General features: G+C 35.4%; 39 protein-coding genes. 37 read left to right on the top strand and 2 right to left on the bottom strand.

What is annotated here, in order from left to right:
- Positions 1 to 116: 116 nt before the first annotated feature.
- Positions 117 to 1,787: a BamA/TamA family outer membrane protein gene (locus BLW20_RS10440; protein ID WP_091100275.1), complete on the bottom strand. Its 1,671-nt coding sequence runs from the start codon at positions 1,785 to 1,787 to the stop codon at positions 117 to 119.
- A gap of 461 nt (positions 1,788 to 2,248) precedes the next feature.
- Here BLW20_RS10440 and BLW20_RS14710 point away from each other — a divergent pair, with 461 nt between their 5' ends.
- The 36 genes from BLW20_RS14710 to BLW20_RS10615 all read left to right on the top strand — a co-directional run bounded on the left by BLW20_RS14710 (position 2,249) and on the right by BLW20_RS10615 (position 23,479).
- Positions 2,249 to 2,419: a hypothetical protein gene (locus BLW20_RS14710; protein ID WP_177165075.1), complete on the top strand. Its 171-nt coding sequence runs from the start codon at positions 2,249 to 2,251 to the stop codon at positions 2,417 to 2,419.
- Between the two features lie 53 nt (positions 2,420 to 2,472).
- The gene (locus tag BLW20_RS10445; RefSeq protein ID WP_091100278.1) at positions 2,473 to 4,011 is read left to right on the top strand and encodes a T9SS type A sorting domain-containing protein; all 1,539 of its coding nucleotides are present in this window, start codon (positions 2,473 to 2,475) and stop codon (positions 4,009 to 4,011) included.
- Between the two features lie 218 nt (positions 4,012 to 4,229).
- Complete coding sequence (rpsL, locus tag BLW20_RS10450; RefSeq protein WP_091100281.1) at positions 4,230 to 4,613, top strand: 30S ribosomal protein S12; 384 nt, start codon at positions 4,230 to 4,232, stop codon at positions 4,611 to 4,613.
- Positions 4,614 to 4,733: 120 nt separating this feature from the next.
- Positions 4,734 to 5,210, top strand: a complete 477-nt coding sequence (gene rpsG, locus BLW20_RS10455) for a 30S ribosomal protein S7 (protein WP_091100285.1) — start codon at positions 4,734 to 4,736, stop codon at positions 5,208 to 5,210.
- A gap of 22 nt (positions 5,211 to 5,232) precedes the next feature.
- Positions 5,233 to 7,368, top strand: a complete 2,136-nt coding sequence (gene fusA / locus BLW20_RS10460; RefSeq protein ID WP_091100289.1) for an elongation factor G — start codon at positions 5,233 to 5,235, stop codon at positions 7,366 to 7,368.
- An 11-nt stretch (positions 7,369 to 7,379) separates the two neighbouring features.
- The gene (rpsJ, locus tag BLW20_RS10465; RefSeq protein WP_091100292.1) at positions 7,380 to 7,685 is read left to right on the top strand and encodes a 30S ribosomal protein S10; all 306 of its coding nucleotides are present in this window, start codon (positions 7,380 to 7,382) and stop codon (positions 7,683 to 7,685) included.
- Between the two features lie 100 nt (positions 7,686 to 7,785).
- Positions 7,786 to 8,403, top strand: a complete 618-nt coding sequence (gene rplC, locus BLW20_RS10470) for a 50S ribosomal protein L3 (protein WP_091100296.1) — start codon at positions 7,786 to 7,788, stop codon at positions 8,401 to 8,403.
- On the top strand, positions 8,403 to 9,032 hold the full coding sequence (rplD, locus tag BLW20_RS10475; RefSeq protein ID WP_091100301.1) for a 50S ribosomal protein L4: 630 nt from the start codon (positions 8,403 to 8,405) through the stop codon (positions 9,030 to 9,032). Before rplC ends, rplD begins: the two co-directional genes overlap by 1 nt.
- An 8-nt stretch (positions 9,033 to 9,040) precedes the next feature.
- Positions 9,041 to 9,331: a 50S ribosomal protein L23 gene (gene rplW, locus BLW20_RS10480; RefSeq protein WP_091100305.1), complete on the top strand. Its 291-nt coding sequence runs from the start codon at positions 9,041 to 9,043 to the stop codon at positions 9,329 to 9,331.
- A 5-nt stretch (positions 9,332 to 9,336) separates the two neighbouring features.
- Positions 9,337 to 10,161, top strand: coding sequence for a 50S ribosomal protein L2 (gene rplB / locus BLW20_RS10485; protein ID WP_091100308.1), 825 nt, complete (start codon positions 9,337 to 9,339; stop codon positions 10,159 to 10,161).
- A gap of 10 nt (positions 10,162 to 10,171) precedes the next feature.
- Complete coding sequence (rpsS, locus tag BLW20_RS10490; RefSeq protein WP_091100312.1) at positions 10,172 to 10,450, top strand: 30S ribosomal protein S19; 279 nt, start codon at positions 10,172 to 10,174, stop codon at positions 10,448 to 10,450.
- A 9-nt stretch (positions 10,451 to 10,459) separates the two neighbouring features.
- Positions 10,460 to 10,870 carry a 50S ribosomal protein L22 gene (rplV, locus tag BLW20_RS10495; RefSeq protein WP_091100316.1) on the top strand — a complete coding sequence of 137 codons (411 nt, stop codon included), beginning with the start codon at positions 10,460 to 10,462 and terminating at the stop codon, positions 10,868 to 10,870.
- A gap of 8 nt (positions 10,871 to 10,878) precedes the next feature.
- Positions 10,879 to 11,604 carry a 30S ribosomal protein S3 gene (gene rpsC, locus BLW20_RS10500; protein ID WP_091100319.1) on the top strand — a complete coding sequence of 242 codons (726 nt, stop codon included), beginning with the start codon at positions 10,879 to 10,881 and terminating at the stop codon, positions 11,602 to 11,604.
- Positions 11,605 to 11,621: 17 nt separating this feature from the next.
- Positions 11,622 to 12,041 carry a 50S ribosomal protein L16 gene (gene rplP, locus BLW20_RS10505; RefSeq protein ID WP_091100323.1) on the top strand — a complete coding sequence of 140 codons (420 nt, stop codon included), beginning with the start codon at positions 11,622 to 11,624 and terminating at the stop codon, positions 12,039 to 12,041.
- Between the two features lie 12 nt (positions 12,042 to 12,053).
- Positions 12,054 to 12,245, top strand: coding sequence for a 50S ribosomal protein L29 (gene rpmC / locus BLW20_RS10510; RefSeq protein ID WP_091100326.1), 192 nt, complete (start codon positions 12,054 to 12,056; stop codon positions 12,243 to 12,245).
- Between the two features lie 17 nt (positions 12,246 to 12,262).
- Positions 12,263 to 12,520, top strand: a complete 258-nt coding sequence (gene rpsQ / locus BLW20_RS10515; protein WP_091100330.1) for a 30S ribosomal protein S17 — start codon at positions 12,263 to 12,265, stop codon at positions 12,518 to 12,520.
- 2 nt (positions 12,521 to 12,522) lie between these two features.
- The gene (gene rplN, locus BLW20_RS10520; RefSeq protein ID WP_014166275.1) at positions 12,523 to 12,891 is read left to right on the top strand and encodes a 50S ribosomal protein L14; all 369 of its coding nucleotides are present in this window, start codon (positions 12,523 to 12,525) and stop codon (positions 12,889 to 12,891) included.
- A gap of 11 nt (positions 12,892 to 12,902) precedes the next feature.
- Positions 12,903 to 13,217, top strand: coding sequence for a 50S ribosomal protein L24 (rplX, locus tag BLW20_RS10525; RefSeq protein ID WP_091100333.1), 315 nt, complete (start codon positions 12,903 to 12,905; stop codon positions 13,215 to 13,217).
- Positions 13,218 to 13,219: 2 nt separating this feature from the next.
- Positions 13,220 to 13,771, top strand: a complete 552-nt coding sequence (gene rplE, locus BLW20_RS10530) for a 50S ribosomal protein L5 (protein ID WP_091100337.1) — start codon at positions 13,220 to 13,222, stop codon at positions 13,769 to 13,771.
- Position 13,772: 1 nt separating this feature from the next.
- Positions 13,773 to 14,042 carry a 30S ribosomal protein S14 gene (gene rpsN, locus BLW20_RS10535; RefSeq protein ID WP_091100340.1) on the top strand — a complete coding sequence of 90 codons (270 nt, stop codon included), beginning with the start codon at positions 13,773 to 13,775 and terminating at the stop codon, positions 14,040 to 14,042.
- A gap of 66 nt (positions 14,043 to 14,108) precedes the next feature.
- Entirely contained in the window at positions 14,109 to 14,507 is a 399-nt protein-coding gene (gene rpsH / locus BLW20_RS10540) for a 30S ribosomal protein S8 (protein ID WP_091100417.1), read from the top strand.
- Positions 14,508 to 14,524: 17 nt separating this feature from the next.
- A complete protein-coding gene (gene rplF, locus BLW20_RS10545) occupies positions 14,525 to 15,067 on the top strand; it encodes a 50S ribosomal protein L6 (protein WP_091100344.1) in 543 nt (180 codons plus the stop codon).
- Positions 15,068 to 15,078: 11 nt separating this feature from the next.
- Entirely contained in the window at positions 15,079 to 15,429 is a 351-nt protein-coding gene (gene rplR / locus BLW20_RS10550) for a 50S ribosomal protein L18 (RefSeq protein WP_091100348.1), read from the top strand.
- Positions 15,430 to 15,441: 12 nt separating this feature from the next.
- Positions 15,442 to 15,966, top strand: a complete 525-nt coding sequence (rpsE, locus tag BLW20_RS10555; RefSeq protein ID WP_091100352.1) for a 30S ribosomal protein S5 — start codon at positions 15,442 to 15,444, stop codon at positions 15,964 to 15,966.
- Between the two features lie 11 nt (positions 15,967 to 15,977).
- Complete coding sequence (gene rpmD / locus BLW20_RS10560) at positions 15,978 to 16,160, top strand: 50S ribosomal protein L30 (protein WP_091100356.1); 183 nt, start codon at positions 15,978 to 15,980, stop codon at positions 16,158 to 16,160.
- Between the two features lie 13 nt (positions 16,161 to 16,173).
- A complete protein-coding gene (gene rplO / locus BLW20_RS10565) occupies positions 16,174 to 16,626 on the top strand; it encodes a 50S ribosomal protein L15 (protein ID WP_091100360.1) in 453 nt (150 codons plus the stop codon).
- Positions 16,627 to 16,642: 16 nt separating this feature from the next.
- Entirely contained in the window at positions 16,643 to 17,989 is a 1,347-nt protein-coding gene (secY, locus tag BLW20_RS10570; RefSeq protein ID WP_091100364.1) for a preprotein translocase subunit SecY, read from the top strand.
- Between the two features lie 3 nt (positions 17,990 to 17,992).
- Positions 17,993 to 18,208 (top strand): translation initiation factor IF-1, encoded by a 216-nt coding sequence (infA, locus tag BLW20_RS10575; protein WP_007136545.1) that lies wholly within the window; start codon positions 17,993 to 17,995, stop codon positions 18,206 to 18,208.
- Between the two features lie 84 nt (positions 18,209 to 18,292).
- A complete protein-coding gene (gene ykgO / locus BLW20_RS10580) occupies positions 18,293 to 18,409 on the top strand; it encodes a type B 50S ribosomal protein L36 (RefSeq protein WP_002987490.1) in 117 nt (38 codons plus the stop codon).
- Positions 18,410 to 18,411: 2 nt separating this feature from the next.
- On the top strand, positions 18,412 to 18,786 hold the full coding sequence (rpsM, locus tag BLW20_RS10585) for a 30S ribosomal protein S13 (protein ID WP_091100367.1): 375 nt from the start codon (positions 18,412 to 18,414) through the stop codon (positions 18,784 to 18,786).
- Between the two features lie 8 nt (positions 18,787 to 18,794).
- Positions 18,795 to 19,178, top strand: a complete 384-nt coding sequence (gene rpsK / locus BLW20_RS10590; protein ID WP_091100371.1) for a 30S ribosomal protein S11 — start codon at positions 18,795 to 18,797, stop codon at positions 19,176 to 19,178.
- Positions 19,179 to 19,268: 90 nt separating this feature from the next.
- A complete protein-coding gene (gene rpsD / locus BLW20_RS10595; RefSeq protein WP_091100375.1) occupies positions 19,269 to 19,874 on the top strand; it encodes a 30S ribosomal protein S4 in 606 nt (201 codons plus the stop codon).
- 25 nt (positions 19,875 to 19,899) lie between these two features.
- Positions 19,900 to 20,892, top strand: a complete 993-nt coding sequence (locus BLW20_RS10600) for a DNA-directed RNA polymerase subunit alpha (RefSeq protein WP_091100378.1) — start codon at positions 19,900 to 19,902, stop codon at positions 20,890 to 20,892.
- A gap of 61 nt (positions 20,893 to 20,953) precedes the next feature.
- A complete protein-coding gene (rplQ, locus tag BLW20_RS10605) occupies positions 20,954 to 21,442 on the top strand; it encodes a 50S ribosomal protein L17 (protein WP_091100380.1) in 489 nt (162 codons plus the stop codon).
- Between the two features lie 121 nt (positions 21,443 to 21,563).
- Positions 21,564 to 22,676: a glutamine-hydrolyzing carbamoyl-phosphate synthase small subunit gene (carA, locus tag BLW20_RS10610; RefSeq protein WP_091100383.1), complete on the top strand. Its 1,113-nt coding sequence runs from the start codon at positions 21,564 to 21,566 to the stop codon at positions 22,674 to 22,676.
- Positions 22,677 to 22,780: 104 nt separating this feature from the next.
- Positions 22,781 to 23,479, top strand: coding sequence for a hypothetical protein (locus BLW20_RS10615; protein ID WP_091100386.1), 699 nt, complete (start codon positions 22,781 to 22,783; stop codon positions 23,477 to 23,479).
- Between the two features lie 38 nt (positions 23,480 to 23,517).
- On the opposite strand, the gene BLW20_RS10620 is transcribed toward BLW20_RS10615, so the two are convergent.
- Positions 23,518 to 23,901: a GreA/GreB family elongation factor gene (locus tag BLW20_RS10620; RefSeq protein WP_091100419.1), complete on the bottom strand. Its 384-nt coding sequence runs from the start codon at positions 23,899 to 23,901 to the stop codon at positions 23,518 to 23,520.
- A 441-nt stretch (positions 23,902 to 24,342) separates the two neighbouring features.
- On the opposite strand from BLW20_RS10620, the gene eno reads away from it, so the two are divergent.
- The gene (gene eno, locus BLW20_RS10625) at positions 24,343 to 25,638 is read left to right on the top strand and encodes a phosphopyruvate hydratase (RefSeq protein WP_091100389.1); all 1,296 of its coding nucleotides are present in this window, start codon (positions 24,343 to 24,345) and stop codon (positions 25,636 to 25,638) included.
- The last annotated feature ends 98 nt before the right edge of the window (positions 25,639 to 25,736 follow it).

Consider the following 25,736-nt stretch of genomic DNA (forward strand, 5'->3'; position numbering starts at 1 on the left):
CAACTAATTTTGCCCTATTTGAAAGATTGCCCGTTTAGTAGTGATTAATTTTTATTTTTTATTGGTACTCGTGATATGCTTCGCAGTTTAATTCTTTTTTTGTATTTTTTAAATTTCTAAAACTGTGTTTTGTAGCTTAAATGAAATATAGAATTCGATAGTTTAAAATCGGTATCTGGCTGTATGCCGTTTGCATAAATAATATTGAATAATCCGCCACCGGTTTGTATCCCGAATCCTAAACCAAAAGAATATAATAAATCGTTGGTGTTTTCTCCTTCGTAATAGGCAACGTCGGTGATCGAATGTATGTACATATTAGGTGCCAGTAAATATCGGGCTTCGTTATATAAGCCAACTTGTGTTTTAGCAAGTAGCGAATTTTCCTGAAAGCCCCGTAACGAGTTAATTCCTCCAAAACGGTAATATTCATTATATAATAAAGGAATGGAACTCAATAAAAGCGACCCTTCTAATTGCTGGTGAATATACCACCGGTTGTTCAGCTGCCACAAATACGCTGCTTCTAAATTGGCAAATTGTTGTGATCCTTTACGGTTGTTAAGCTCTTCGGTTTTTGAGCCAAAACCCGCTAATGCGGTAATGTAATATTTTTGTGGAAATAGCGGATGATCCTGATAATTGTTTAACAAATAATTCAGCGTAATGAATTGGTTGTTGTAATCGGCTGCCTGATAAAAATTATCGGTTCCTGCCACCGATGCTGTTGATTGATACCCGATGCCAACTCTGTGGTTAAAGTTGAGGTAATACAACGCGGCAATGTTGAATTTGGTATTCATCATGGTGCTATCTTGTTTAAACAGTTCCAATGACGTTTTTATGCCGAAAGGCGTATTGAACAGATAAGGAATTTCGCCTGAAAGATTAAACTGTGTTTGCTGGTTTCCATCGTTTTTCCAGTAAAGTTTCAACTGTTCGCCTTTGTTTAAAATATTCATCAGTTGCAAATCGGCATAACCGTTAAACTGTACTTTACCATCATCATCATTTGTAAAACCAATCAATCCGTCAAACTGACTCACATTTTGTCGTTCTACGTATAAATAGAGTGCGGTGTTATTTTCGGTAAAAAGTACTTCGGGCTGTTTGGTGGTTTTGATGAAAGGGAACTGAGCCATTTCTTTTTGCAGTTCGTAAGTCACCGTTTCGGTAAAAGGTTGTTTCTCGTATTTTTTGATTAGCCGGTGTTTAATTCCTGTGGGGAAATTATTGTAAGGTGTAAAGACAATCTGGTCAATTTTTCGCTGTTCGTCTATGTGTAAATCCAGGTCGGCAACAAGTAGTTCATTTACAAATTGATGATTTATTAACTTAACTGTGCTTATAGAATAACCTTTTTGGGCCAATTTGTCAACAATGTTTTTAAGATAGCTTTCAGTGGTTTGAATAGGGATAGTAACCGAAGTTCTGTCAATATTTAAAAGAGTTTGTAATTTGGCCTGATGCTGATTAAAGTTGATCTTTAAGCTATCGGTTTTCTTGCTTAAGTCAAATTGTACCAGGTACAGACTGTCTTTTTTTCCGGTAGAGGTCATTTTCTGATAGAAATACCCATTTGATTTTAACGTGTTTTGTAAAGAATGCAGTTCCTTTTCAAGATCCTGACCATTGCCAAAAATACTGTCTTTGATGTTTCGTTTTAAATAAGCGGTTTCCTGCGGCGATTTACCGTTAACTTTTAAATAAATTTGTTGGGCATACAAACGGTTGCTTGCCACAAGGATTAAAAAAAACAGGTAAAAGAATTTTTTTGAAAGCTGCATTCAGAAATAAATTTTCAGTAAATATACGCTAAAGATTAAAAACAGGTAAAATAGCTTTTTTGAATGTATCCTGATTTTATTATTGCTTTAATTTGTTGTAATATAAAAAACATACCTGTTGTGCATTTGGACAAAAATTCGTCAGTTCGAGTAAAAATCTGAAAGATTTTGTATCGGGAACTAAATAAAAAGACTTCTCGATACAAAATTTCTTCCACTTGGTTACAGAAATCTCACTCGAAGTGACGTTAGTTGATATTTTTCGTTTCTTAAATGCACAACGAGTAAAACATATTTTTATATTTATAAAATTATTAAAGTATGATCAATTGAAATTCAAATAACATAGTTAATGCTTGGACAAAAAGTTAAGGAGTGGTTCTAAATTTTTGAGTTTATCTTGTGTGAAATGGTTTCAAAAAGAGAGGGGTTTTGCGTTTAAGCCATAAAAAAAACAATAAATGAGATATACAGATTTATCAGATTTAGGAGGATTCTTATGGTGGTTATGTATCAAGTTTTGTAAAACAAATCTGAAAGATGAGCAAACCGAAGATAAATGGAGCCGAAATATTTTAACATTTCTTATGTTTGGTTCGTTTATTGGTTTTATGATAAGTGTTTTGACTTAATAACCTTTAAGTTTGTGTGTTGTAGCGTACAGAATGATTAAATATTTAACATTATGAAATCATATATAATAATATTATTATTTCTTGCAGGTTTTACTTGCTCTGCCCAAAACGCAGCATTAGATCCTACTTTTGGAAATGCAGGAATATCAGTACACCCACACCCAAACACCGCTGAACTTCATTGTTTTGCTTTTGATCAAAACGGAAATATTATAAGTGCGGGATATGCGCTTCAAGGAGGTGCAGGAAGTACCGATTACCAGTTAACATTAACAAAAACGAATAAAAACGGAATACTTGATAACACTTTCGGTACCAATGGGAAAGTAACAACTGTAATAGGACATTCAGAATCTCCACAGGATATTATAATTCAAGACGATGGTAAAATTATCGTGGTGGGTGAAGCTAATTTGGGACCTACACCTAATTCTCCAGGAACATATATAGGATTTGCAGTTCGTTATAACAGTAATGGAACATTAGATACTTCATTTGGAACGAATGGAATTTACAAACTTACATCATCAAGACAATTTGTTTCTGTGATGGCTTTGCCTAACGGTTCAATTATTTTAGGAGGAAATACTTCTGTAAACAATGAGTATCTAGGCATATTAGTCAAATTAAACAGTAACGGAACTGAAGACCTCCAGTTTGGGAATAATGGAGTACTTCCTTTAACTTCTGTCAACTATAAGTTTTCGATGGGTGAAGCTATTCTTTTAAATGACGGCAAAATATTTTGTGTAGGAGTTGAATACAGTGATATTCTTAATCATTCTAAAAGCACGTACTGTAAAATTGATACACAAGGAAACTTTGACACCTCATTCGGAACCAACGGAAAAGTGGTTATTGATCTTTTTAATTACAATCCAATACAAAATATTATGGAGTATTTACACTCGGCAGGCGAATTGCCAAACGGACAAATCGTAATCGGAGGTACTGAATTAGATCCTTTTTTACTCAAAATAAATTCAGATGGTTCCTTTGATACTACTTTTGGCACAAATGGTATGAAGATTCTCTCATATTCTTTCAGACCAAGAGTAATGGCAACTCAAAATGATGGAAAAATTATTATTGGGAGTGGAACAATGTCAGCTCTGGGGGGGCTTGCATATCGTATTGTCCGTTTTGACAATGATGGTGATTTAGATACTACTTTTAATAATGGTAAAGGTCTGGTAGATATTGATGTATCACCAGGAGACGATTGGCTTGAACATATAAAGTTACAAGGAAATGACACACTTGTTATTGGTGGTAATTCAGTCCTAAACTCTAATCATAATTTTACTTTAGCACAGTTGCTTTTAAATACACCTTTATCTATAGAAGAACCTTTAGAACAATTTATAAAAGTCTATCCGAATCCGTTTGAAGAACAGTTTTTTGTTGAAGATTACGAACAGGTTATTGAAGAAATTAAAATCTTTGATAATGTAGGTAGAATCATTAAAACGATTTCAGAAACAAATACCATCCAAGAAATACAAACCAATTTTGCAAGCGGTGTTTATTTTATAAATATTGAAACCAAAGACGGCAGGATAATGAATAAGAAAATGATAAAGGAATAAAACTAACCTTAACCAACTCCGGCAGAGTTAAAATCTGCCGGAGTTTTTAAATTTTAAGAATATCGATTGAATGGGAAATTGCTTGGTATAGTGAAGTTTATTATTATAAATTTGAAAATAAATAAAATGTATTTGTTTTGATTAGAATAATTTATATATTTGCATCCCCGAAAATACACGGGAAATAAAATTGAATGTAGAAATTTTTAATAAACATTATGCCAACAATTCAACAATTAGTAAGAAAAGGGAGAACCCAATTGACTAAGAAGAGTAAATCGGTTGCTTTGGATTCATGTCCTCAAAGAAGAGGGGTTTGTACGCGTGTTTATACTACTACACCTAAAAAGCCAAACTCTGCAATGCGTAAAGTAGCGCGTGTACGTTTGACAAACGGTAATGAAGTAAACGCTTACATTCCAGGAGAAGGACACAATTTACAAGAGCACTCGATAGTATTAGTTAGAGGTGGAAGGGTAAAAGATTTACCAGGAGTTAGATACCACATTGTACGTGGTGCTTTGGATACTGCCGGTGTTAACGGTCGTACACAAAGAAGATCTAAATACGGTGCTAAACGCCCTAAAGACGCAAAAAAGTAATTTAATTTAAGTCGAACAGTCAAAAGTTAAAAGTCGAAAGATTTGTGTGTTGCATCAAAGCGGTACAGAACTTTAAACTTGGAACCTTAAACTTTAAACTTTTAAAAAGTAACAAAAGAAATGAGAAAAAGACAGGCAAAGAAAAGACCTCTTTTACCAGATCCGAAATTTAACGATCAGTTAGTAACGCGTTTTGTGAATAACTTAATGTGGGATGGTAAAAAATCTACTGCTTTCAAAGTATTCTATGATGCATTAGAAATCGTAGAAGAGAAAAAGCAAGATGAAGAAAAAACTTCATTGGAAGTATGGAAAGATGCTTTAACAAATGTTATGCCTCACGTTGAAGTACGTTCACGCCGTGTAGGTGGTGCTTCATTCCAGATCCCAATGCCAATTCGTCCGGATAGAAAAATCTCTATGGCGATGAAATGGATGATTCTTTATGCAAGAAAAAGAAACGATAAATCTATGGCTTCTAAATTAGCAGCTGAAATCTTAGCTGCGGCTAAAGAAGAAGGTGCTGCTGTTAAGAAAAGAATGGATGTTCATAAAATGGCTGATGCTAATAAAGCATTCTCTCACTTTAGATTTTAATTTTTCATAAAGAACAACACAAATGGCTAGAGATTTATTATTTACTAGAAATATCGGGATCGCTGCTCACATTGATGCTGGTAAAACAACAACAACAGAGCGTATCCTTTTCTATACGGGAAAAAACCATAAGTTAGGAGAAGTACATGACGGTGCTTCTACTATGGACTGGATGGAGCAAGAAGCAGAGCGTGGTATCACCATTACTTCTGCTGCTACAACTTGTACCTGGAATTTCCCAACAGATCAAGGTAAAAAAATTGATTCTTCGAAAGAATATCATTTTAATATTATTGATACTCCGGGACACGTTGACTTTACCGTAGAGGTAAACCGTTCATTACGTGTATTAGACGGATTAGTGTTCTTGTTCTCGGCAGTAGACGGGGTAGAGCCACAATCTGAAACAAACTGGAGATTAGCTGATAACTACAAAGTTCCTCGTATGGGATTCGTTAACAAAATGGACCGTCAGGGAGCTAACTTCTTGAAAGTTTGTCAGCAGGTTAAAGACATGTTGAAATCAAATGCGGTGCCGATTGTATTGCCAATTGGTGAGGAAGCTGATTTTAAAGGAGTAGTTGATTTAGTGAAAAACCGTGCAATTGTATGGCATGAAGAAACACAAGGAGCTACTTTTGATATTATCGAGATTCCGGCTGATATGGTTGACGACGTAAAACAATACCGTGGTCAGTTAATCGAAGAAATCGCTGCATACGATGAAAACTTGTTAGAAAAGTATATGGAGGATGAAAACTCTATTACTGAAGATGAAATTCACACAGCATTACGTGCTGCTACTTTGGATATGAGTATCATTCCAATGACTTGTGGTTCGTCTTTCAAAAACAAAGGAGTTCAGTTTATGTTAGATGCTGTATGTCGTTACTTACCTTCTCCAATGGATAAGGAAGCAATTGAAGGTACAAACCCTGATACAGACGAGCCTATTACACGTAAACCATCTGTAAGTGACCCGTTCGCTGCATTGGCATTTAAAATTGCAACCGATCCATTCGTAGGTCGTTTAGCTTTCTTCCGTGCATATTCAGGAGGATTAGATGCCGGTTCTTACGTGTTAAATACACGTTCTGGTAACAAAGAGCGTATTTCTCGTATTTATCAAATGCACGCTAACAAACAAAACCCTATCGAAAGAATTGAAGCTGGAGATATTGGTGCTGCTGTTGGTTTTAAAGATATTAAAACAGGAGATACATTATGTGATGAAAAACACCCAATTGTGTTAGAATCTATGGTGTTCCCTGATCCGGTAATCGGTATCGCTATCGAGCCTAAAACAAAAGCAGACGTTGATAAAATGGGTATGGCATTGGCTAAATTAGCTGAAGAGGACCCAACTTTTACCGTACGTACTGACCAGGCTTCTGGACAAACAATCATCTCTGGTATGGGTGAGTTGCACTTAGATATCATCGTTGACCGTATGAAACGTGAATTCAAAGTTGAGGTAAACCAAGGGGAACCTCAGGTTGAGTACAAAGAAGCGTTCACTAAAACAGCTGATCACAGAGAAACATATAAGAAACAATCTGGTGGTCGTGGTAAATTTGGTGACATCGTATTCAAAATCGGTCCAGCTGACGAAGTTGACGGAAAAGTTCCAATGGGATTACAGTTCGTTAACGAAGTAAAAGGTGGTAACGTACCAAAAGAATACATTCCGGCTGTAGAAAAAGGTTTCCGCGAAGCAATGAAACAAGGGCCTTTAGCTGGTTTCGAAATGGATTCATTAAAAGTTACTTTAGTCGATGGTTCTTACCACGCGGTGGATTCGGATGCTTTATCTTTCGAATTGGCAGCGAAATTAGGATATAAAGAATCTGCTAAAGCAGCTGGTGCAATTATCCTTGAACCAATCATGAAGTTAGAGGTGTTAACTCCGGAAGAAAACATGGGTGATATCGTGGGTGACTTAAACCGTCGTCGCGGTCAAATCAACTCTATGGACGATCGTAACGGAGCAAAAGTGGTTAAAGCTTCTGTGCCGTTATCTGAAATGTTCGGTTATGTAACAACATTACGTACATTGTCTTCGGGTCGTGCAACTTCAACAATGGAGTTCTCTCACTACGAGCAAACACCTTCTAATATTCAGGAAGAAGTAATTAAAAAGGCTAAAGGTAACGCTTAATAATTAAGAAAATGAGTCAAAAAATCAGAATAAAATTAAAATCTTACGATCACGCTTTGGTTGATAAATCAGCTGAAAAAATCGTAAAAACTGTAAAAAGTACAGGTGCAGTGGTAACAGGACCAATTCCGTTGCCAACTCATAAAAAAATCTTTACTGTTTTACGTTCTCCGCACGTAAACAAAAAAGCGAGAGAGCAGTTCGAGTTAAGTTCGTACAAAAGATTGTTAGACATCTATTCTTCATCTTCAAAAACGATCGACGCTTTAATGAAATTAGAGCTTCCTTCAGGAGTAGAAGTTGAGATAAAAGTGTGATAATAAACTTTTTTTGAAAAATACTTGTATATTTCAAGCATTGGTATTACTTTTGCCGATGCTTGAAATTTTTATATTTAATAATTATTAATTTAAATTTATGTCTGGGTTAATTGGAAAAAAAATCGGCATGACTTCAATTTTCGATGAAAAAGGGAAAAACATTCCTTGTACAGTAATCGAATTAGGTCCGTGTGTCGTTACCCAAGTCAGAACCAAAGAGGTTGACGGGTATGAAGCTTATCAACTTGGTTTCGATGACGCTAAAGAAAAAAATGCTACTAAAGCGGCTACAGGTCACTTTAAAAAAGCAGGAACTTCTGTTAAAAGAAAAGTTGTTGAAATCCAGGATTTTGAAAGCACTTACAATTTAGGTGATGTAATCACTGTAGATTTATTTGCCGAAGGAGAATTTGTAGATGTACAAGGTACTTCTAAAGGTAAAGGATTCCAGGGGGTTGTAAAACGTCATGGATTTGGTGGTGTTGGACAAGCTACACATGGTCAGCACAACCGTTTAAGAGCTCCGGGTTCTGTGGGTGCATCATCGTACCCTTCACGCGTGTTCAAAGGTATGCGCATGGCAGGTAGAACAGGAGGAGAAAAAGTAACAGTTCAAAACCTTAGAGTTTTAAAAGTGGTTGCAGACAAAAACTTATTAGTAGTTAAAGGTGCTGTACCAGGTCACAAAAACTCTTACGTAATCGTTCAGAAGTAATGGAAGTAAAAGTTTTAGATATCAACGGAAAAGAAACTGGTAGATCAGTACAATTGGCTGATTCAGTTTTCGCAATTGAGCCTAACAAACATGCTATCTATTTAGATGTTAAACAATATTTGGCAAATCAACGTCAAGGTACGCACAAAGCTAAAGAAAGAGCTGAAGTGGCAGGATCTACACGTAAAATTAAAAAACAAAAAGGTACTGGTACTGCTCGTGCAGGTTCTGCTAAGTCGCCTGTTTTTAAAGGTGGTGGTACTATTTTTGGACCAAGACCTCGTAGCTACTCTTTCAAATTAAACAAAGCTTTAAAACGTTTGGCTCGTAAATCAGCATTTACAATCAAAGCACAAGAGTCTAATTTGTTTGTAATTGAAGACATTACTTTTGATACACCAAATACTAAAAATTTCATTAACGTATTGAAAGCTTTAGGGTTAGAAAGTAAAAAATCATTATTTGTGTTGGGTGAATCAAATAAAAATGTATATTTGTCATCACGCAATTTAAAAAGAGCTTCTGTTGTAACTTCTTCAGAATTAAATACTTATGGTATTTTAAATGCTAATTCATTAGTGTTGACTGAAGGTTCTGTAGAAGGAATTGTAGAAAATTTAAGTAAATAAGTAGGGAAATGAGTACAATTATTAAACCTATCATTACCGAAAAAATAACTAAAGACGGTGAATTATACAACCGTTTTGGTTTTGTTGTAGCTAAAAAAGCGAACAAAGTAGAAATTAAGAAAGCAGTTGAAAAAGCTTACGGAGTTTCTGTTTTAGATGTAAACACAATGATTTACAGAGCAGATAGATCTACAAAATATACAAAAAGCGGGATGATTACTGGTAAAACATCTGCTTACAAGAAAGCAATTGTTACATTGAAAGAAGGAGATTCAATCGATTTTTATAATAATATCTAATAACAATGTCAGTTAGAAAATTAAAACCTATTACCCCAGGTCAGCGTTTTAGAGTTGTTAATAGTTTTGACGCTATTACAACTGATAAGCCGGAGCGTTCTTTATTAGCACCGAAAAAAAACTCTGGAGGTAGAAATAGTCAAGGAAAAATGACCATGCGTTATATCGGCGGTGGTCATAAACAACAGTATCGTATCATTGATTTCAAAAGAACTAAAGTTGGTGTTCCGGCTACAGTTAAAACAATCGAATACGATCCAAACCGTTCAGCTTTTATCTCTTTATTAGCTTATGCGGATGGAGCAAAAACGTACATCATTGCTCCGGCAGGATTACAAGTAGGCCAGAAAGTAGTTTCTGGACCAGAAGCAGCTCCGGAAGTTGGTAACGCTATGCCTTTAGCAAACATTCCTCTTGGTACAATTATTTCTTGTATCGAGTTACGTCCGGGACAAGGTGCTGTTATCGCACGTTCTGCAGGAACTTTTGCACAATTAGTTGCTCGCGATGGAAAATATGCAACAATTAAAATGCCTTCAGGTGAGATTCGTTTAATCTTATTAACATGTATGGCTACAATTGGTGCAGTATCTAACTCTGATCACCAGTTAATCGTTTCAGGTAAAGCAGGTAGATCTCGTTGGTTAGGTAGAAGACCACGTACTAGACCAGTGGCAATGAACCCGGTAGATCACCCAATGGGAGGTGGTGAAGGACGCTCTTCAGGAGGTCACCCACGCTCAAGAAAAGGATTACCAGCTAAGGGGTACAGAACACGTTCTAGTGTTAAAGCAAGTAATAAATATATTGTAGAACGTAGAAAGAAATAATTAAGTAAGTATGGCACGTTCATTAAAAAAAGGACCTTATGTTCACTTTAAACTTGAGAAAAAAGTTTTAGAGAACGCAGAAAACGGTAACAAAGCAGTTGTTAAAACTTGGTCAAGAGCATCTATGATTACTCCAGACTTCGTTGGTCAAACAATCGCAGTACACAACGGTCGTCAATTTGTACCTGTTTACGTAACAGAAAACATGGTAGGACATAAATTAGGAGAATTTTCGCCAACTCGTTCATTCCGTGGACACGCTGGTGCAAAAAATAAAGGTAAAAAATAATAAGAAGCTATGGGAGTTCGTAAAAGAGAAAGAGCAGAGCAGATAAAAGAAGCAAACAAAAGTATTGCTTTCGCAAAGCTGAATAATTGCCCAACTTCACCTCGTAAAATGCGTTTAGTTGCAGATTTAGTAAGAGGACAGAAAGTTGAGAATGCTCTTAACATATTAAAATTTAATACAAAAGAAGCTTCAGGTAGATTAGAAAAATTATTGTTATCAGCTATCGCTAACTGGCAGGCAAAAAATGCTGATGCAAATATTGAAGAAGCAGAATTATTTGTAAAAGAAATCCGTGTAGACGGTGGCGCAATGTTAAAAAGATTACGTCCTGCACCACAAGGTCGCGCACACAGAATCAGAAAACGTTCTAATCACGTAACCATCGTATTAGGATCTAACAATAACACACAAAGCAATTAATAAACAGTATGGGACAAAAGACTAATCCAATCGGAAATCGCCTTGGGATCATCAGAGGATGGGACTCAAATTGGTACGGTGGAAATGACTATGGAGACAAACTTGCTGAAGATGCAAAAATCAGAAAGTACATCCATGCTCGTTTAGCAAAAGCTAGTGTATCTAAAATCATTATCGAGAGAACTTTGAAACTTGTAACCGTTACTATCACTACTGCTCGTCCGGGAATCATCATCGGTAAAGGCGGTCAAGAGGTAGACAAGTTAAAAGAAGAACTTAAGAAAATTACTAACAAAGAGGTACAAATCAATATCTTTGAAATTAAAAGACCAGAATTAGATGCTTATTTGGCTGCAACAAGCATCGCTCGTCAAATCGAAAGCCGTATTTCTTACCGTAGAGCTATTAAAATGGCTATTGCTGCGGCAATGAGAATGAACGCTGAAGGTATGAAAGTTATGATTTCCGGTCGTTTGAATGGTGCAGAAATGGCACGTTCAGAAAGTTTTAAAGATGGTCGTATCCCTTTATCTACTTTCCGTGCTGATATTGATTACGCTTTAGCTGAAGCTCACACTACTTACGGTAGAATGGGTATTAAAGTATGGATCATGAAAGGTGAGGTTTATGGTAAAAGAGATCTTTCTCCGTTAGCAGGCTTAGAAAAACAAAAATCTAAATCTGCAGGATCTGGAAAACCAAGTGGAAGACCAAACCGCAACAAAAGAAAGTAATTTTAAACTAAAGAAAAATGTTACAGCCTAAAAGAACAAAGTACCGTAAGGTACAGAAAGGTAGAATGAAAGGAGTATCTCAAAGAGGTAGCGAGCTTTCTAACGGAATGTTTGGTATCAAATCTTTAGATTACTCATTCATTACTTCTCGTCAAATCGAAGCTGCACGTATCGCTGCAACTCGTTTTATGAAACGTGAAGGTCAATTATGGATTAAAATCTTCCCAGATAAACCTATCACTAAAAAACCTCTAGAGGTACGTATGGGTAAAGGTAAAGGTGCAGTTGAATATTGGGCTGCAGTTGTTAAACCAGGAAGAATCATGTTTGAAGTGGGTGGTGTACCTTTAGCAGTTGCAAAAGAAGCATTACGTTTAGCTGCTCAAAAACTTCCTGTAAAAACTAAGTTTATCATTGCTAGAGATTTCGAAGCTTAATTTTAGATCATTATGAAGAAACAAGAAATAAATAATCTATCTGTAGCTGAGTTACAAGCAAAACTTGGTGAACTAACTAACCAATATGCTGAGTTAAAAAACGCTCACGCTATTTCACCTATTGCTAACCCTTTACAATTAAGAACTGTAAGAAGAGCTATCGCAAGAGTGAAAACTGAGCTAAGCAAAAAAGACTTACAATAATTGTATTCTGCTGAAAGATGGAAAAAAGAAATTTAAGAAAAGAAAGAATCGGTGTTGTTACGAGCAACAAAATGACTAAGTCAATCGTTGTGTCTGAGACAAAAAGAGTAAAACACCCATTATACGGTAAGTTCGTGTTAAAAACTAAAAAATATGTTGCGCACGACGAAACAAACGACTGTAACATTGGTGACACAGTTAGAATTATGGAGACTCGTCCATTATCTAAAAACAAATGTTGGAGATTAGTTGAAATCATTGAAAGAGCGAAATAATTATGGTACAACAGGAATCTAGATTAAAAGTAGCAGATAATACGGGAGCAAAAGAAGTTTTGACTATCCGTGTTTTAGGAGGAACGAAACGTCGTTATGCCTCTGTTGGAGATAAAATTGTAGTAGCGATTAAAGATGCAACTCCAAACGGAAACGTGAAAAAAGGAGCAGTATCTACTGCAGTTGTTGTACGTACCAAAAAAGAAGTGAGAAGAGCTGATGGATCTTACATTCGTTTCGACGATAACGCTTGTGTATTGTTGAACGCTGCAGGTGAAATGAGAGGTACTCGTGTTTTTGGTCCGGTAGCAAGAGAACTTCGTGAAAAACAATTCATGAAAATTGTATCATTAGCACCTGAAGTGCTTTAATTCGTTCAAAGATGACAAAGCTAAAAATTAAAACAGGAGATAACGTTCGCGTTATTGCTGGAGATCACAAAGGATCTGAAGGTAAAGTTGTACGCGTGTTCCGCGAAAAAAACAAAGCAATCGTTGAAGGTGTGAACATGGTTTCTAAACACGTGAAACCAAGTGCCACTAACCCTCAAGGTGGTATTGTTAAAAAAGAAGCTGCAATTCATATTTCTAACATCGCTTTAGTTGACCCTAAAACAAAAGAGACTACTAAAGTGGCTTACAAAATAGAAGGAGATAAGAAAGTGCGCGTTTCTAAAAAATCTAATCAAGCATTATAGTCATGACTTATATACCAAGACTTAAACAAGAATATAAAGACAGAGTAATCTCTGCTTTAAAAGAAGAATTCGGTTACAAGAATGTAATGCAAGTTCCTAAACTTGAGAAAATTGTTGTAAGCCGTGGAGTTGGTGCTGCCGTTTCTGATAAAAAATTAGTTGACCACGCAGTGGACGAATTAACTAAAATTACAGGACAAAAAGCAGTAGCTACTATTTCTAAAAAAGACGTTGCTTCTTTTAAATTAAGAAAAGGGATGCCAATTGGTGCTAAAGTTACTTTACGAGGCGAAAGAATGTACGAGTTCTTAGACCGTTTGGTAACTTCTGCATTACCACGTGTTCGTGATTTCGCTGGTGTTAAATCTAACGGATTTGACGGTAGAGGAAATTACAACTTAGGTGTTGTTGAGCAAATCATCTTCCCTGAAATCGATATTGATAAAGTTAACAAAATTGCCGGTTTTGATATTACTTTCGTTACATCTGCAAACACAGATGCTGAAGCAAAATCATTATTGGCAGAATTAGGAGTACCTTTTAAAAAGAACTAGTATGGCTAAAGAATCAATGAAAGCCCGCGAGGCGAAAAGAGAAGCATTAGTTGCAAAATATGCTGCTAAACGCAAAGCTTTAAAAGAAGCTGGTGATTACGAAGCATTACAAAAATTGCCTGCAAACGCTTCTCCTGTACGTTTACACAACCGTTGTAAATTAACAGGGCGTCCAAGAGGTTATATGCGCCAGTTTGGTATTTCGCGTGTAACTTTCCGCGAAATGGCAAACCAAGGTTTAATACCTGGTGTTAAAAAAGCAAGTTGGTAATAAATTTTTAACTGGTTGAAGGTTCATGAAAACAAATATGAAAACCACAACCGCAATTCGTACATTATGTATACAGATCCTATCGCAGATTTCTTAACAAGAATTAGAAACGCGTCTCGTGCAAACCATAAAGTGGTTGAGATCCCGGCTTCAAACTTCAAAAAAGAAATCACAAAAATTTTATTCGAACAAGGATATATTTTAAGCTACAAATTTGATGATTCATCTGTTCAGGGAACAATCAAAATTGCTTTAAAATATGATAAAGACACCAAAGAGTCAGTTATCAAAGATATCCAAAGAATTAGTAAACCAGGTTTACGTAAATATGCATCATCTGCAAATTTACCTCGTATCTTAAACGGTTTAGGTATTGCTATTGTATCAACATCTAAAGGTTTAATGACAGGTAAAAAAGCAAAACAGTTAAATGTTGGTGGTGAAGTAGTTTGTTACGTATACTAATAAAATAGACGAGCGAAATGTCAAGAATAGGTAAAAATCCAATCTCAATTCCTGCTGGTGTAACTGTTGAAGTTAAGGATGCAGTTGTTGTAGTAAAAGGAAAATTAGGAGAGCTTTCTCAAACTTTTGATAAAGTTGATGTGAAAGTAGAAGACGGGCAAGTAATCGTTGAGCGTTCATCTGATGTAAAAGAAGAAAGAGCAAAACACGGTTTGTACAGAAGTTTAATCAACAACATGGTTGTTGGTGTATCTGAAGGTTTTACTAAAGAATTAGAATTGGTGGGTGTTGGTTACCGTGCATCAAATCAAGGACAAAAACTTGATTTAGCTTTAGGTTTCTCTCACAACATCGTTTTAAACATTGTTCCGGAGGTTAAAGTTGAAACAATTTCTGAAAAAGGTAAAAACCCTATTGTTAAATTAACATCATCAGACAAACAATTGGTAGGTCAGGTTGCAGCAAAGATTCGTTCTTTCCGTAAACCAGAACCTTACAAAGGAAAAGGTATCAAGTTTGTTGGTGAAGAGTTAAGAAGAAAAGCAGGTAAATCAGCTTAAAAATTAAAGCCATGTCATTAAACAAATCTGAAAGAAGACAAAGAATTCAATACAGAGTTAGAAAAACGGTTAGCGGTACAGCTGCTAGACCACGTTTGTCTGTATATAGAAGCAATAAAGAAATCTATGCGCAAATCATAGATGATGTGAACGGTGTAACTTTAGCTGCTGCTTCATCAAGAGAAGCTGGTGTAACTAAAGGAACTAAAATTGAAACTGCTGCATCAGTTGGTAAACTAATTGCAGAGAAGGCTTTAAAAGCTGGTATAGATACTATTTCTTTTGATAGAGGTGGAAACTTATACCACGGTCGTGTGAAATCATTAGCAGAAGGCGCAAGAGAAGCTGGATTAAAATTCTAATTGTAATTAGTTATGTATCAAAATTATAAAAACGTAGAACATGTAAAACCAGCTGGTCTTGATTTAAAAGATCGTTTGGTTGCAGTAAATCGTGTTACCAAAGTAACTAAAGGGGGTAGAGCTTTTGGCTTTTCTGCTGTAGTTGTAGTAGGTGACGAAAACGGTGTAGTAGGTCATGGTTTAGGAAAATCTAAAGACGTTTCTGAAGCAATTGCGAAAGCAGTTGAAGATGCAAAGAAAAACTTAGTTCGTATACCATTACATGGAACAACAATTCCTCATGAACAAAAAGGTAAATTTGGCGGTGCGCGTGTTTTCTTAATGCCAGCATCTGTCGGTACCGGAGTTATTGCGGGTGGTAATGTACGTGCAGTATTAGAATCTGTAGGTATTCACAATGTATTATCAAAATCTCAAGGTTCTTCTAACCCTCATAACGTTGTTAAAGCAACTTTCGATGCTTTATTGAATATGAGAAGCGCTGCTACAGTTGCAAAACAAAGAGGAATTTCTTTAGAGAAAGTATTTAAATCTTAATTTTGAGTAGTATGTCAAAAATTAAAGTAAAACAAGTTAGAAGCAAAATCAATTGTCCAGAAGACCAAAAAAGAACTTTAGCAGCTCTGGGTCTTCGTAAATTAGGGCAAGTTGTTGAGCATGATAATACACCGACTATCGTAGGAATGGTAAAGAAAGTTCAACATTTAGTTTCTGTAGAAGAAATTAACTAATTTAAATGGAGTTATGAATTTAAGTAATTTACAACCGGCAAACGGTTCTGTACATAATCAAAACAAAAGAGTAGGTCGTGGAGAGGGTTCTGGTAAAGGCGGAACTGCTGCACGTGGACACAAAGGGGCTAAATCCCGTTCAGGTTATTCTAAGAAAATTGGTTTTGAAGGTGGACAGATGCCTTTACAGAGACGTGTTCCTAAATTTGGTTTTAAAAATATCAATAGAGTAGAGTATGTAGGTATCAATTTAGATACATTACAAACTTTAGTTGATAATGGAACAATTACCGATACATTAGATTTTAACGTATTGGTTGAAAACAGAATAGTTTCAAAAAATAGCTTAGTTAAGATTTTGGGTAGAGGAGAGCTTAAAACAAAATTAAAAGTAACTGCTCATAAATTTACAGCAACAGCAAAAGCGGCTATCGAAGCAGCTGGCGGTGAAGCGGTATCTTTATAAAAAACCTTAACTACTTATGAAGAAGTTTTTTGAGACTTTAGCCAATATCTGGAAAATAGAAGAACTTAAAAATAAGATCTTAATAACATTGGGTTTGATGCTTGTGTACCGTTTCGGTGCACAAGTAACCTTACCGGGTATTGACGCTACAAAATTACATGCTTTATCAGATCAAACTGATCAAGGGATAGGCTGGCTTATTAATGTGTTTACAGGAGGTGCGTTTTCGCAAGCTTCTATTTTCGCATTGGGTATCATGCCATATATCTCGGCATCAATTGTAGTTCAGTTAATGGGTATAGCTGTACCTTATTTGCAGAAACTTCAAAACGATGGTGAAAGTGGTAGAAAGAAAATGAATCAGATAACAAGATGGTTAACCATCGGTATTACCTTGGTTCAAGGACCGGGTTATATCTACAATCTGTACAAACAATTACCGCCTGATGCGTTTTTATTAGGTTTTAATTCTTTTTCTTTCTTGTTCTCTTCAGTATTAATCTTAACAACGGGTACAGTATTCGCCATGTGGTTAGGTGAAAAGATTACTGATAAAGGTATTGGAAACGGTATTTCATTATTAATCATGGTTGGTATTATCGCTAAATTACCAATGGCTTTCTTACAAGAAACACAATCGCGTATGGTAGCTGGTAACGGTGGTCCGATGATGATCGTAATCGAAGTTATTATTTGGTTGTTAATAATTATTGCGTGTATTTTATTGACAATGGCAGTACGAAAAATTCCGGTGCAGTATGCTCGTAGAAGCGTTGCCGGAGAATATGATGTGGCATCTGTTTCAGGAAACCGCCAATGGATTCCTTTAAAACTAAACGCATCAGGTGTAATGCCAATTATCTTTGCACAGGCAATCATGTTTATACCGCCGGTAATTGCTGGATTATCCTCTTCAGATAGTGCTCAAAACTTAACAACAATGTTTAGTAATATCTTTGGATTAGAGTATAATTTAGTTTTTGCTTTGTTAATCATTATTTTTTCGTACTTTTACACCGCAATTACCGTACCTACCAATAAAATGGCAGACGATTTAAAACGCAGTGGTGGCTTTATCCCGGGAATTAAACCAGGACAAGACACTGCAAACTTTTTAGATCGCGTGATGTCGTTAATTACATTTCCGGGGTCGTTGTTCCTTGCAGTTATAGCAGTATTACCTGCAATCGCTGTGTCATTATTAAATGTACAACAAGGCTGGGCAATGTTTTATGGTGGTACCTCATTATTAATCTTAGTAAGTGTTGCAATTGATACAATACAGCAGGTTAATGCTTATTTGTTAAACAAACAATACGACGGATTGATGAAAAGCGGAAAAAATAGAAAGGCAATCGCTTAATATATGGCAAAACAATCAGCAATAGAACAAGACGGATCTATTATCGAAGCATTATCAAATGCAATGTTCCGTGTAGAATTAGAAAACGGACATATTGTAATTGCTCATATTTCAGGAAAAATGCGTATGCATTACATCAAATTATTACCTGGTGATAAAGTGAAATTGGAAATGAGCCCTTATGATTTGTCTAAAGCAAGAATTACTTATAGATATTAAAAAAGCAATAAGCTCTAAGCATTAGGCAATAAGCTGCAAGTTTATTCCTAAAGCCTAAAGCTTAAAGCCCAAAGCAAATTTACAATGAAAGTAAGAGCATCAGTAAAGAAAAGAAGTGCAGAATGCATTATTGTACGTAGAAAAGGAAGATTATACGTTATTAACAAAAAGAATCCTAGATTTAAACAAAGACAAGGATAATTATGGCAAGAATAGCAGGGGTAGATATACCTAAGAATAAAAGAGGAATTATTGCTTTAACTTACATTTTTGGTGTAGGTTTAAGTAGAGCAAAAGAGGTGTTGGCAACAGCTAACGTTAATGAAGACAAAAAAGTTTCAGAATGGAACGATGATGAAATCGGTGCTATCCGTGAGGCAATGTCTCATTACAAAATTGAAGGTGAATTGCGTTCAGAAGTATCTTTAAACATCAAACGTTTAATGGATATCGGATGTCAACGCGGAATCCGTCATAGAGCTGGTCTTCCATTAAGAGGACAAAGAACAAAAAACAACTCTAGAACAAGAAAAGGTAAAAGAAAAACTGTTGCTAACAAGAAAAAAGCAACTAAATAATAAGTAGTATGGCTAAAGCAAATACAAAAAAACGTAAAGTTATAGTTGAGTCTACTGGTGAAGCTCATATCAATGCAACATTTAACAACATCATTATTTCGTTAACAAACAAAAAAGGTGAAGTTATTTCTTGGTCATCAGCTGGTAAAATGGGATTCCGTGGTTCTAAAAAGAACACGCCTTATGCAGCACAAATGGCAGCAGAAGATTGTGGTAAAGTAGCTTTAGAGGCAGGACTTAAAAAAGTAAAAGTTTACGTTAAAGGACCTGGAAACGGTAGAGAATCTGCAATTCGTTCAATCCACAACAGCGGAATCGAAGTTACAGAAATCATCGATATCACTCCAATTCCTCACAACGGATGTCGTCCTCCAAAAAGAAGAAGAGTTTAATTTATATTATAGTATAACCTAAGGTAGGAGAGAGATTATCGGAGGATGAGACCTGAATTCATAATCCCTACCTTTTTTATTTTTTTTAAAATGGCAAGATATACTGGTCCACAAACAAAAATCGCTCGTAAATTCGGTGAAGCAATCTTCGGCGATGACAGAGCATTCGAAAAAAGAAACTACCCTCCAGGGCAACATGGTTTAGCTAAAAAAAGAGGGAAAAAATCTGAATACGCAATTCAGTTGTTAGAGAAACAAAAAGCTAAATACACTTACGGTATTTTAGAAAAACAATTCCGTAACCTGTTTAAAAAAGCATCTGCATCACGTGGTGTAACAGGTGAAGTTTTAATCCAGTTATGTGAATCGCGTTTAGACAATGTTGTTTACAGAATGGGTATCGCTCCCTCTCGTCGCGCGGCACGTCAAATCGTTTCTCACAGACATATTACCGTTAACGGAGAATTAGTTAACATCCCTTCATATCAATTAAAAGCTGGTGATAAAGTTGCTGTTCGTGAAAAATCTAAGTCTTTAGACGCTATCGAACGTTCATTATCTAATTCTAGCGCTGTTTACGAATGGATTACTTGGAATAACGAAACTAAAGAAGGTACATTTGTAAGTGTTCCTGCCAGACTTCAAGTTCCGGAAAACATTAAAGAACAGTTAATCGTAGAGTTGTACAACAAATAATAATTGACATTCAGTCGAAATACACATGGCAATATTTAATTTTCAAAAGCCCGACAAAGTTATCATGATCGATTCAACCGATTTTAAAGGGAAATTCGAATTTCGTCCTTTAGAACCAGGTTATGGGTTGACCATTGGTAATGCACTAAGAAGAGTACTTCTGTCATCATTAGAAGGATATGCAATAACTTCTGTACGTATTGAAGGTGTTGAGCATGAGTTTTCTACTATTTCTGGTGTTGTTGAGGATGTTACAGAAATTATCCTAAATCTTAAACAAGTACGTTTTAAACGTCAGATAGAAGATGTGGATAATGAAACTGTAAGCATTTCATTCACAGGAAAAGATCAATTAACAGCAGGTGATTTCCAAAAATTCATATCAGGATTCCAGGTTTTAAACCCAGAATTGGTTATTTGCAACCTTGATGGTAAAGTAACAATCAATATGGAAATTTCTATCGAAAAAGGTAGAGGTTACGTACCGGCAGAAGAAAACAGAAAACCAAATGCTCCTTTCGGAACAATTTATACAGATTCTATTTATACGCCTGTAAAAAATGTTAAGTACGCTATAGAAAACTATCGTGTAGAGCAAAAAACCGATTACGAAAAACTGGTTTTTGATATCGTTACCGATGGTTCTATTCATCCTAAAGATGCTTTAACAGAAGCTGCTAAAACATTGATTCATCATTTTATGTTATTCTCTGATGAACGAATTACTTTAGAGGCTGATGAAATTGCTCAAACTGAATCTTACGACGAAGAATCGTTGCACATGAGACAGTTGCTAAAAACTAAATTAGTAGATTTAGACCTTTCAGTAAGAGCATTGAATTGTTTAAAAGCGGCTGAAGTGGATACATTAGGCGATTTGGTTTCTTATAACAAAAACGATTTAATGAAATTTAGAAACTTCGGAAAAAAATCGTTAACTGAATTAGAAGAATTAGTTTCAGTTAAAGGATTGAATTTCGGAATGGATCTGTCAAAATACAAATTAGATAAAGAATAATAACTTCATATTTTGCTCTCCAAGGAGGATTGAAGCAAGATGAAGCTAAAAAAAGAAGGTCATGAGACACGGAAAAAAAGTAAATCACTTAGGCAGACAAGCTGGTCACAGAAAAGCTATGTTGGCTAATATGGCTTGTTCATTAATTGAACATAAACGTATTAATACTACAGTTGCTAAAGCAAAAGCATTGAAACAATTTGTTGAGCCTTTGGTAACAAAATCTAAAACAGACGATACACACAACCGTCGTGTTGTTTTCTCTTACTTGAGAGATAAATATGCCGTTACTGAATTATTCAGAGAAGTGGCACCAAAAGTAGGAGACCGTCCGGGTGGTTATACTCGTATTATTAAATTAGGAAATCGTTTAGGAGATAACGCTGAAATGGCAATGATCGAATTAGTAGATTTCAACGAGGTTTACAACGCCGGTAAAAAAGAAGTTAAGAAAGCTTCAACAAGAAGAGGTAGAAAAAAAGCTGAACCAAAAGCTGAAGCTACCCCTGCAACAGAAACTTCTACTGAAGCTAACGAAACGAATGAATAATTTATCTATAACAGATTATTCTATTATATTAAAAGGACAAACTTTTAAAGTTTGTCCTTTTTTTTATACTTTTTTTTAAAGTATTTGTATTAATTTTGTACACTGAAACATCACAATAATAATGAAATATACTTCTAAAGATAAAGCCGTTGTACTTTTAAGCGACGGAACAATTTTTCACGGAAAATCGGTAGGTATTAAAGGAACAACAACGGGCGAAATCTGTTTTAACACAGGCGTAACCGGTTATCAGGAAATTTTTACAGATCCTTCGTATTACGGTCAAATCATGTTGTCAACCGTAGCACATATTGGAAATTATGGGGTACATGCTGACGAAGTAGATTCTGACGGAATCAAAATTGCAGGTTTGGTTTGTAAAAACTTTAGCACTGATTATTCACGTCCGGATGCCGAAGGCTCTTTATACGATTATTTCGAAAAGAAAAATCTGGTGGCTGTTTCCGATGTTGATACGCGTGCATTGGTAAGCTACATACGCGATAACGGTGCAATGAATGCGGTGATTTCTACCGATGGAAAATCAATTGAGGAATTAAAAGAAATATTGGCTGCCGTTCCCGATATGAAAGGATTGGAACTGGCTTCAGCAGTTTCTACAAAAGAACCTTACTTCTATGGCGATGAAAATGCAACGTATAAAGTAGCTGCTTTAGATTTTGGTATTAAAACAAATATTCTGCGTTGTTTGGCTGCACGCGATTGCTATGTAAAAGTATATCCTTATAACGCAACATTAGAAGATTTAAATGATTTTAATCCCGATGGATATTTCTTGTCTAATGGTCCCGGAGATCCACAACCTTTAACGGAAGTTATTGAAACAGTAAAAGAGATCATTGCTATTAACAAACCGGTTTTTGGAATTTGTTTGGGGCATCAATTAATCGGATTGACTCAAGGTGTAAATACCTATAAAATGTTTAACGGTCACCGTGGAATAAATCACCCGGTTATGAATGCAATTTCTGGTAAGGGAGAAATTACCTCACAAAATCACGGTTTTGCTGTAGTTCGTGAAGAAGTGGAACAAAACCCGAATTTAGAAATTACACATTATCATTTAAATGATAATACCGTTGCCGGAATGCGTTTAAAAGATAAACAGGTATTTTCGGTACAATACCACCCGGAATCATCGCCCGGACCAAACGATTCTAAATATTTGTTTGATCAGTTTGTAACTTATATGAAAGAACATAAAGAAGCTTAATAGATTACGATATAAAGAGAAACCCTTTCAGCGTTTTATTACTGAAAGGGTCTTGTTTTTTAGCGATTTTTTATTATTTTTAAGTTTCTTAAAATAAAATCGTTATGTTGACTTTAAATATCAAAACAAAATTTGTCTATGGTTGGTTTTCTTTAAGAAATATCAAGTTGTATGTAGATGGTGTGTTATTTACTAAATTTTTGGCACAAGGAACTTCAATTATTGAAATACCTGATGATACACAAAAACTTACTTTTGTGTTAGGAAAGGTTTATCCGTATAAAACGAATATTTACATTACAGAAGAAGACAGAAAACGTAAAGAAATTTTTATGGGTTTACATCTTAATCATAGAAATTTACTGTTTTTTCTCTACGATAGTTTACGAACTGATTATTTGCGAAGTGTGAAACTAACTATTGAGGAATATGCCTCATTTGGAAAAGATATTTACCAGCAAGAAATAATTACGTTAAAAGATAACAAAACATCAATTATAAGCTTGCTTGTTTCTTTAGTTATCTTAGTGTTTTCGGTAGTGCAGCAAGAAAATGAACTAAGTCCGATTGCTTTTATGATTGGGCTTTCATCAACAATAACTTCTTTGGTTTATTTTAATGATTTACAAGTAGAAAAAACAACCTACAAATCAAGAATGATTTCGACTATGTTAAGTTTTGTTTTAGCTACTTTGTTTTTAGAAAATAGTTTTCTGTACCTCCGTTTCATTATTGTTATGTTTACACTAATGTTATTTACGATTTATTTAAAAGAAGTACAAAATCAAGTAGTAAAAGTGTGAGTATAAAAAAAACCTCGAATGAATCGAGGTTTCTTAAATTATTGTTTTTGAAGATGTTCAACTTTTAAAATTTCTAATTTTAAATCACCATCTTTTGCCGGCCATTCAATAATATCCCCCGTTTTGTATCCCACCATGGCAATTCCTTCATCAGATAAAATAGAGATTTTGTTTTTGCTTGGTTTAGATTTTTTTGGTCCCACAAAAGTTACCGTTTTTTCCTGACCCGTTGTGTGGTTTTTGTAAGTAACAATGCTGTTTACACAGACAATATCTGCAGGAAGCACTCTTCTTAAAACCTGTGAAGCGGTTTTTAATTCATTGGTTAAAATTTCTTCTTCTTTTAGAGTTACTTTTTTTCTGCGGATGTGGTCTTTAATTAAATCGTATGTTCCTGTTGTTAAAATGATGTTGTTTGACATTATTTTCTTGATTTGTTCCATTTTTAATTTGCCATCTGTATCGACTCTTCATTAAATGTCTTAATAGCTTCAATATGTGATTTAATGATTGATGCCAAATAAAAATTGAAGATGAATAAATGGTTCGCTATTTAAAAGTGCGATGATTCCCTGCCCAGAGTCGTGACAGGGTTTAAGAAATGAACTCTTTTGAACTTTTTAAGAAAGTATCGTCATGCAGGTATTGCAACGACAGTAAAAGCCGGTTCAAACGGTTATCGGTAAAATAAAAGTTTGAAAACTTCATTTTCTATAAGTGATTTATTTTACTAAAATACGACTCTTTGTGGTAAATAAAAAGACTTTAACCTATTATTAATTTTTGTTGAAAGAATATCTGCTTTTTTTTTATCAATCAAATAATTACATTTGCAGCAACAAATTAAACAACACAATTAAGATATGAGTACAATTGTAAAAATTCACGCACGTCAGATTTTAGATTCGCGCGGAAATCCAACAGTAGAAGTTGATGTAGTTACAGAAACAGGCGTTCTGGGAAGGGCTGCTGTACCTTCCGGAGCTTCAACAGGTGAACACGAAGCAGTTGAATTACGCGATGGCGGTAAAAGCTGGATGGGTAAAGGTGTTTTAAACGCAGTGAAAAATGTAAATGAAGTAATTGCAGAAAATATTGTTGGTTACAGTGTTTTCGAACAAAACGCGATCGATCAGGCAATGATTGAATTAGATGGTACTCCAAATAAATCAAACCTTGGTGCAAATGCTATTTTAGGTGTTTCATTGGCGGTTGCAAAAGCAGCAGCTAACGAATTGGGAATGCCATTGTACCGCTATGTTGGTGGCGTTTCGGCAAATACATTGCCGGTTCCTATGATGAACATTATCAATGGCGGTTCACATTCTGATGCACCCATTGCTTTTCAGGAATTTATGATTATGCCGGTTTCTGCTGCGAACTTTACAGAAGCAATGCAAATGGGAACAGAGGTTTTTCATAACCTTAAAAAAGTATTGCACGACCGTAATTTAAGTACAGCAGTTGGCGATGAAGGTGGTTTTGCACCTAATTTAGCCGGCGGAACGGAAGATGCCTTAGATTCTATTAAATTAGCTGTAGAAAAAGCAGGTTACGTTTTTGGTAAAGACATCATGATTGCGTTAGACTGTGCTTCTTCAGAATTTTATGTGAACGGCAACTATGATTACAAAAAATTTGAAGGCGAGACAGGAAAAGTTCGTACATCTGAAGAACAAGCGGATTATTTAGCAGAATTGTGTGAGAAATATCCCATTATTTCTATCGAAGACGGAATGTATGAAGACGATTGGGCAGGATGGAACTTGCTAACAGAAAAAATCGGTGATAAAGTTCAGTTGGTTGGCGATGATTTGTTTGTAACAAATGTTTCAAGATTAGAACGTGGAATTAATGAAAATACGGCAAATTCTATTTTAATCAAAGTAAACCAAATTGGAACGCTAAGCGAAACTATTGCAGCAGTAAACATGGCGCATAATGCAGGATATACTTCGGTAATGTCTCACCGTTCAGGTGAAACAGAAGACAATACCATTGCAGATTTGGCTGTTGCCTTAAATTGTGGCCAGATCAAAACCGGCTCGGCGTCACGTTCTGACCGTATGAGCAAATACAACCAATTGTTGCGTATTGAAGAAGAATTGGGATCAGTGGCTTATTATCCGCAATCTAAAGCTTTTAAAATTAAAAGATAATTTTTTAAATAAATTAGCAAAAAAGACGCTTATGCGTCTTTTTTGTTTTTTAATAGGTTTTGTTTCTAATATCATAATACTAAGCAATGAATTTTATG

The organism is Paenimyroides marinum, from assembly GCF_900108395.1.
GTDB classification, from domain to species: Bacteria; Bacteroidota; Bacteroidia; order Flavobacteriales; family Flavobacteriaceae; genus Flavobacterium; species Flavobacterium marinum.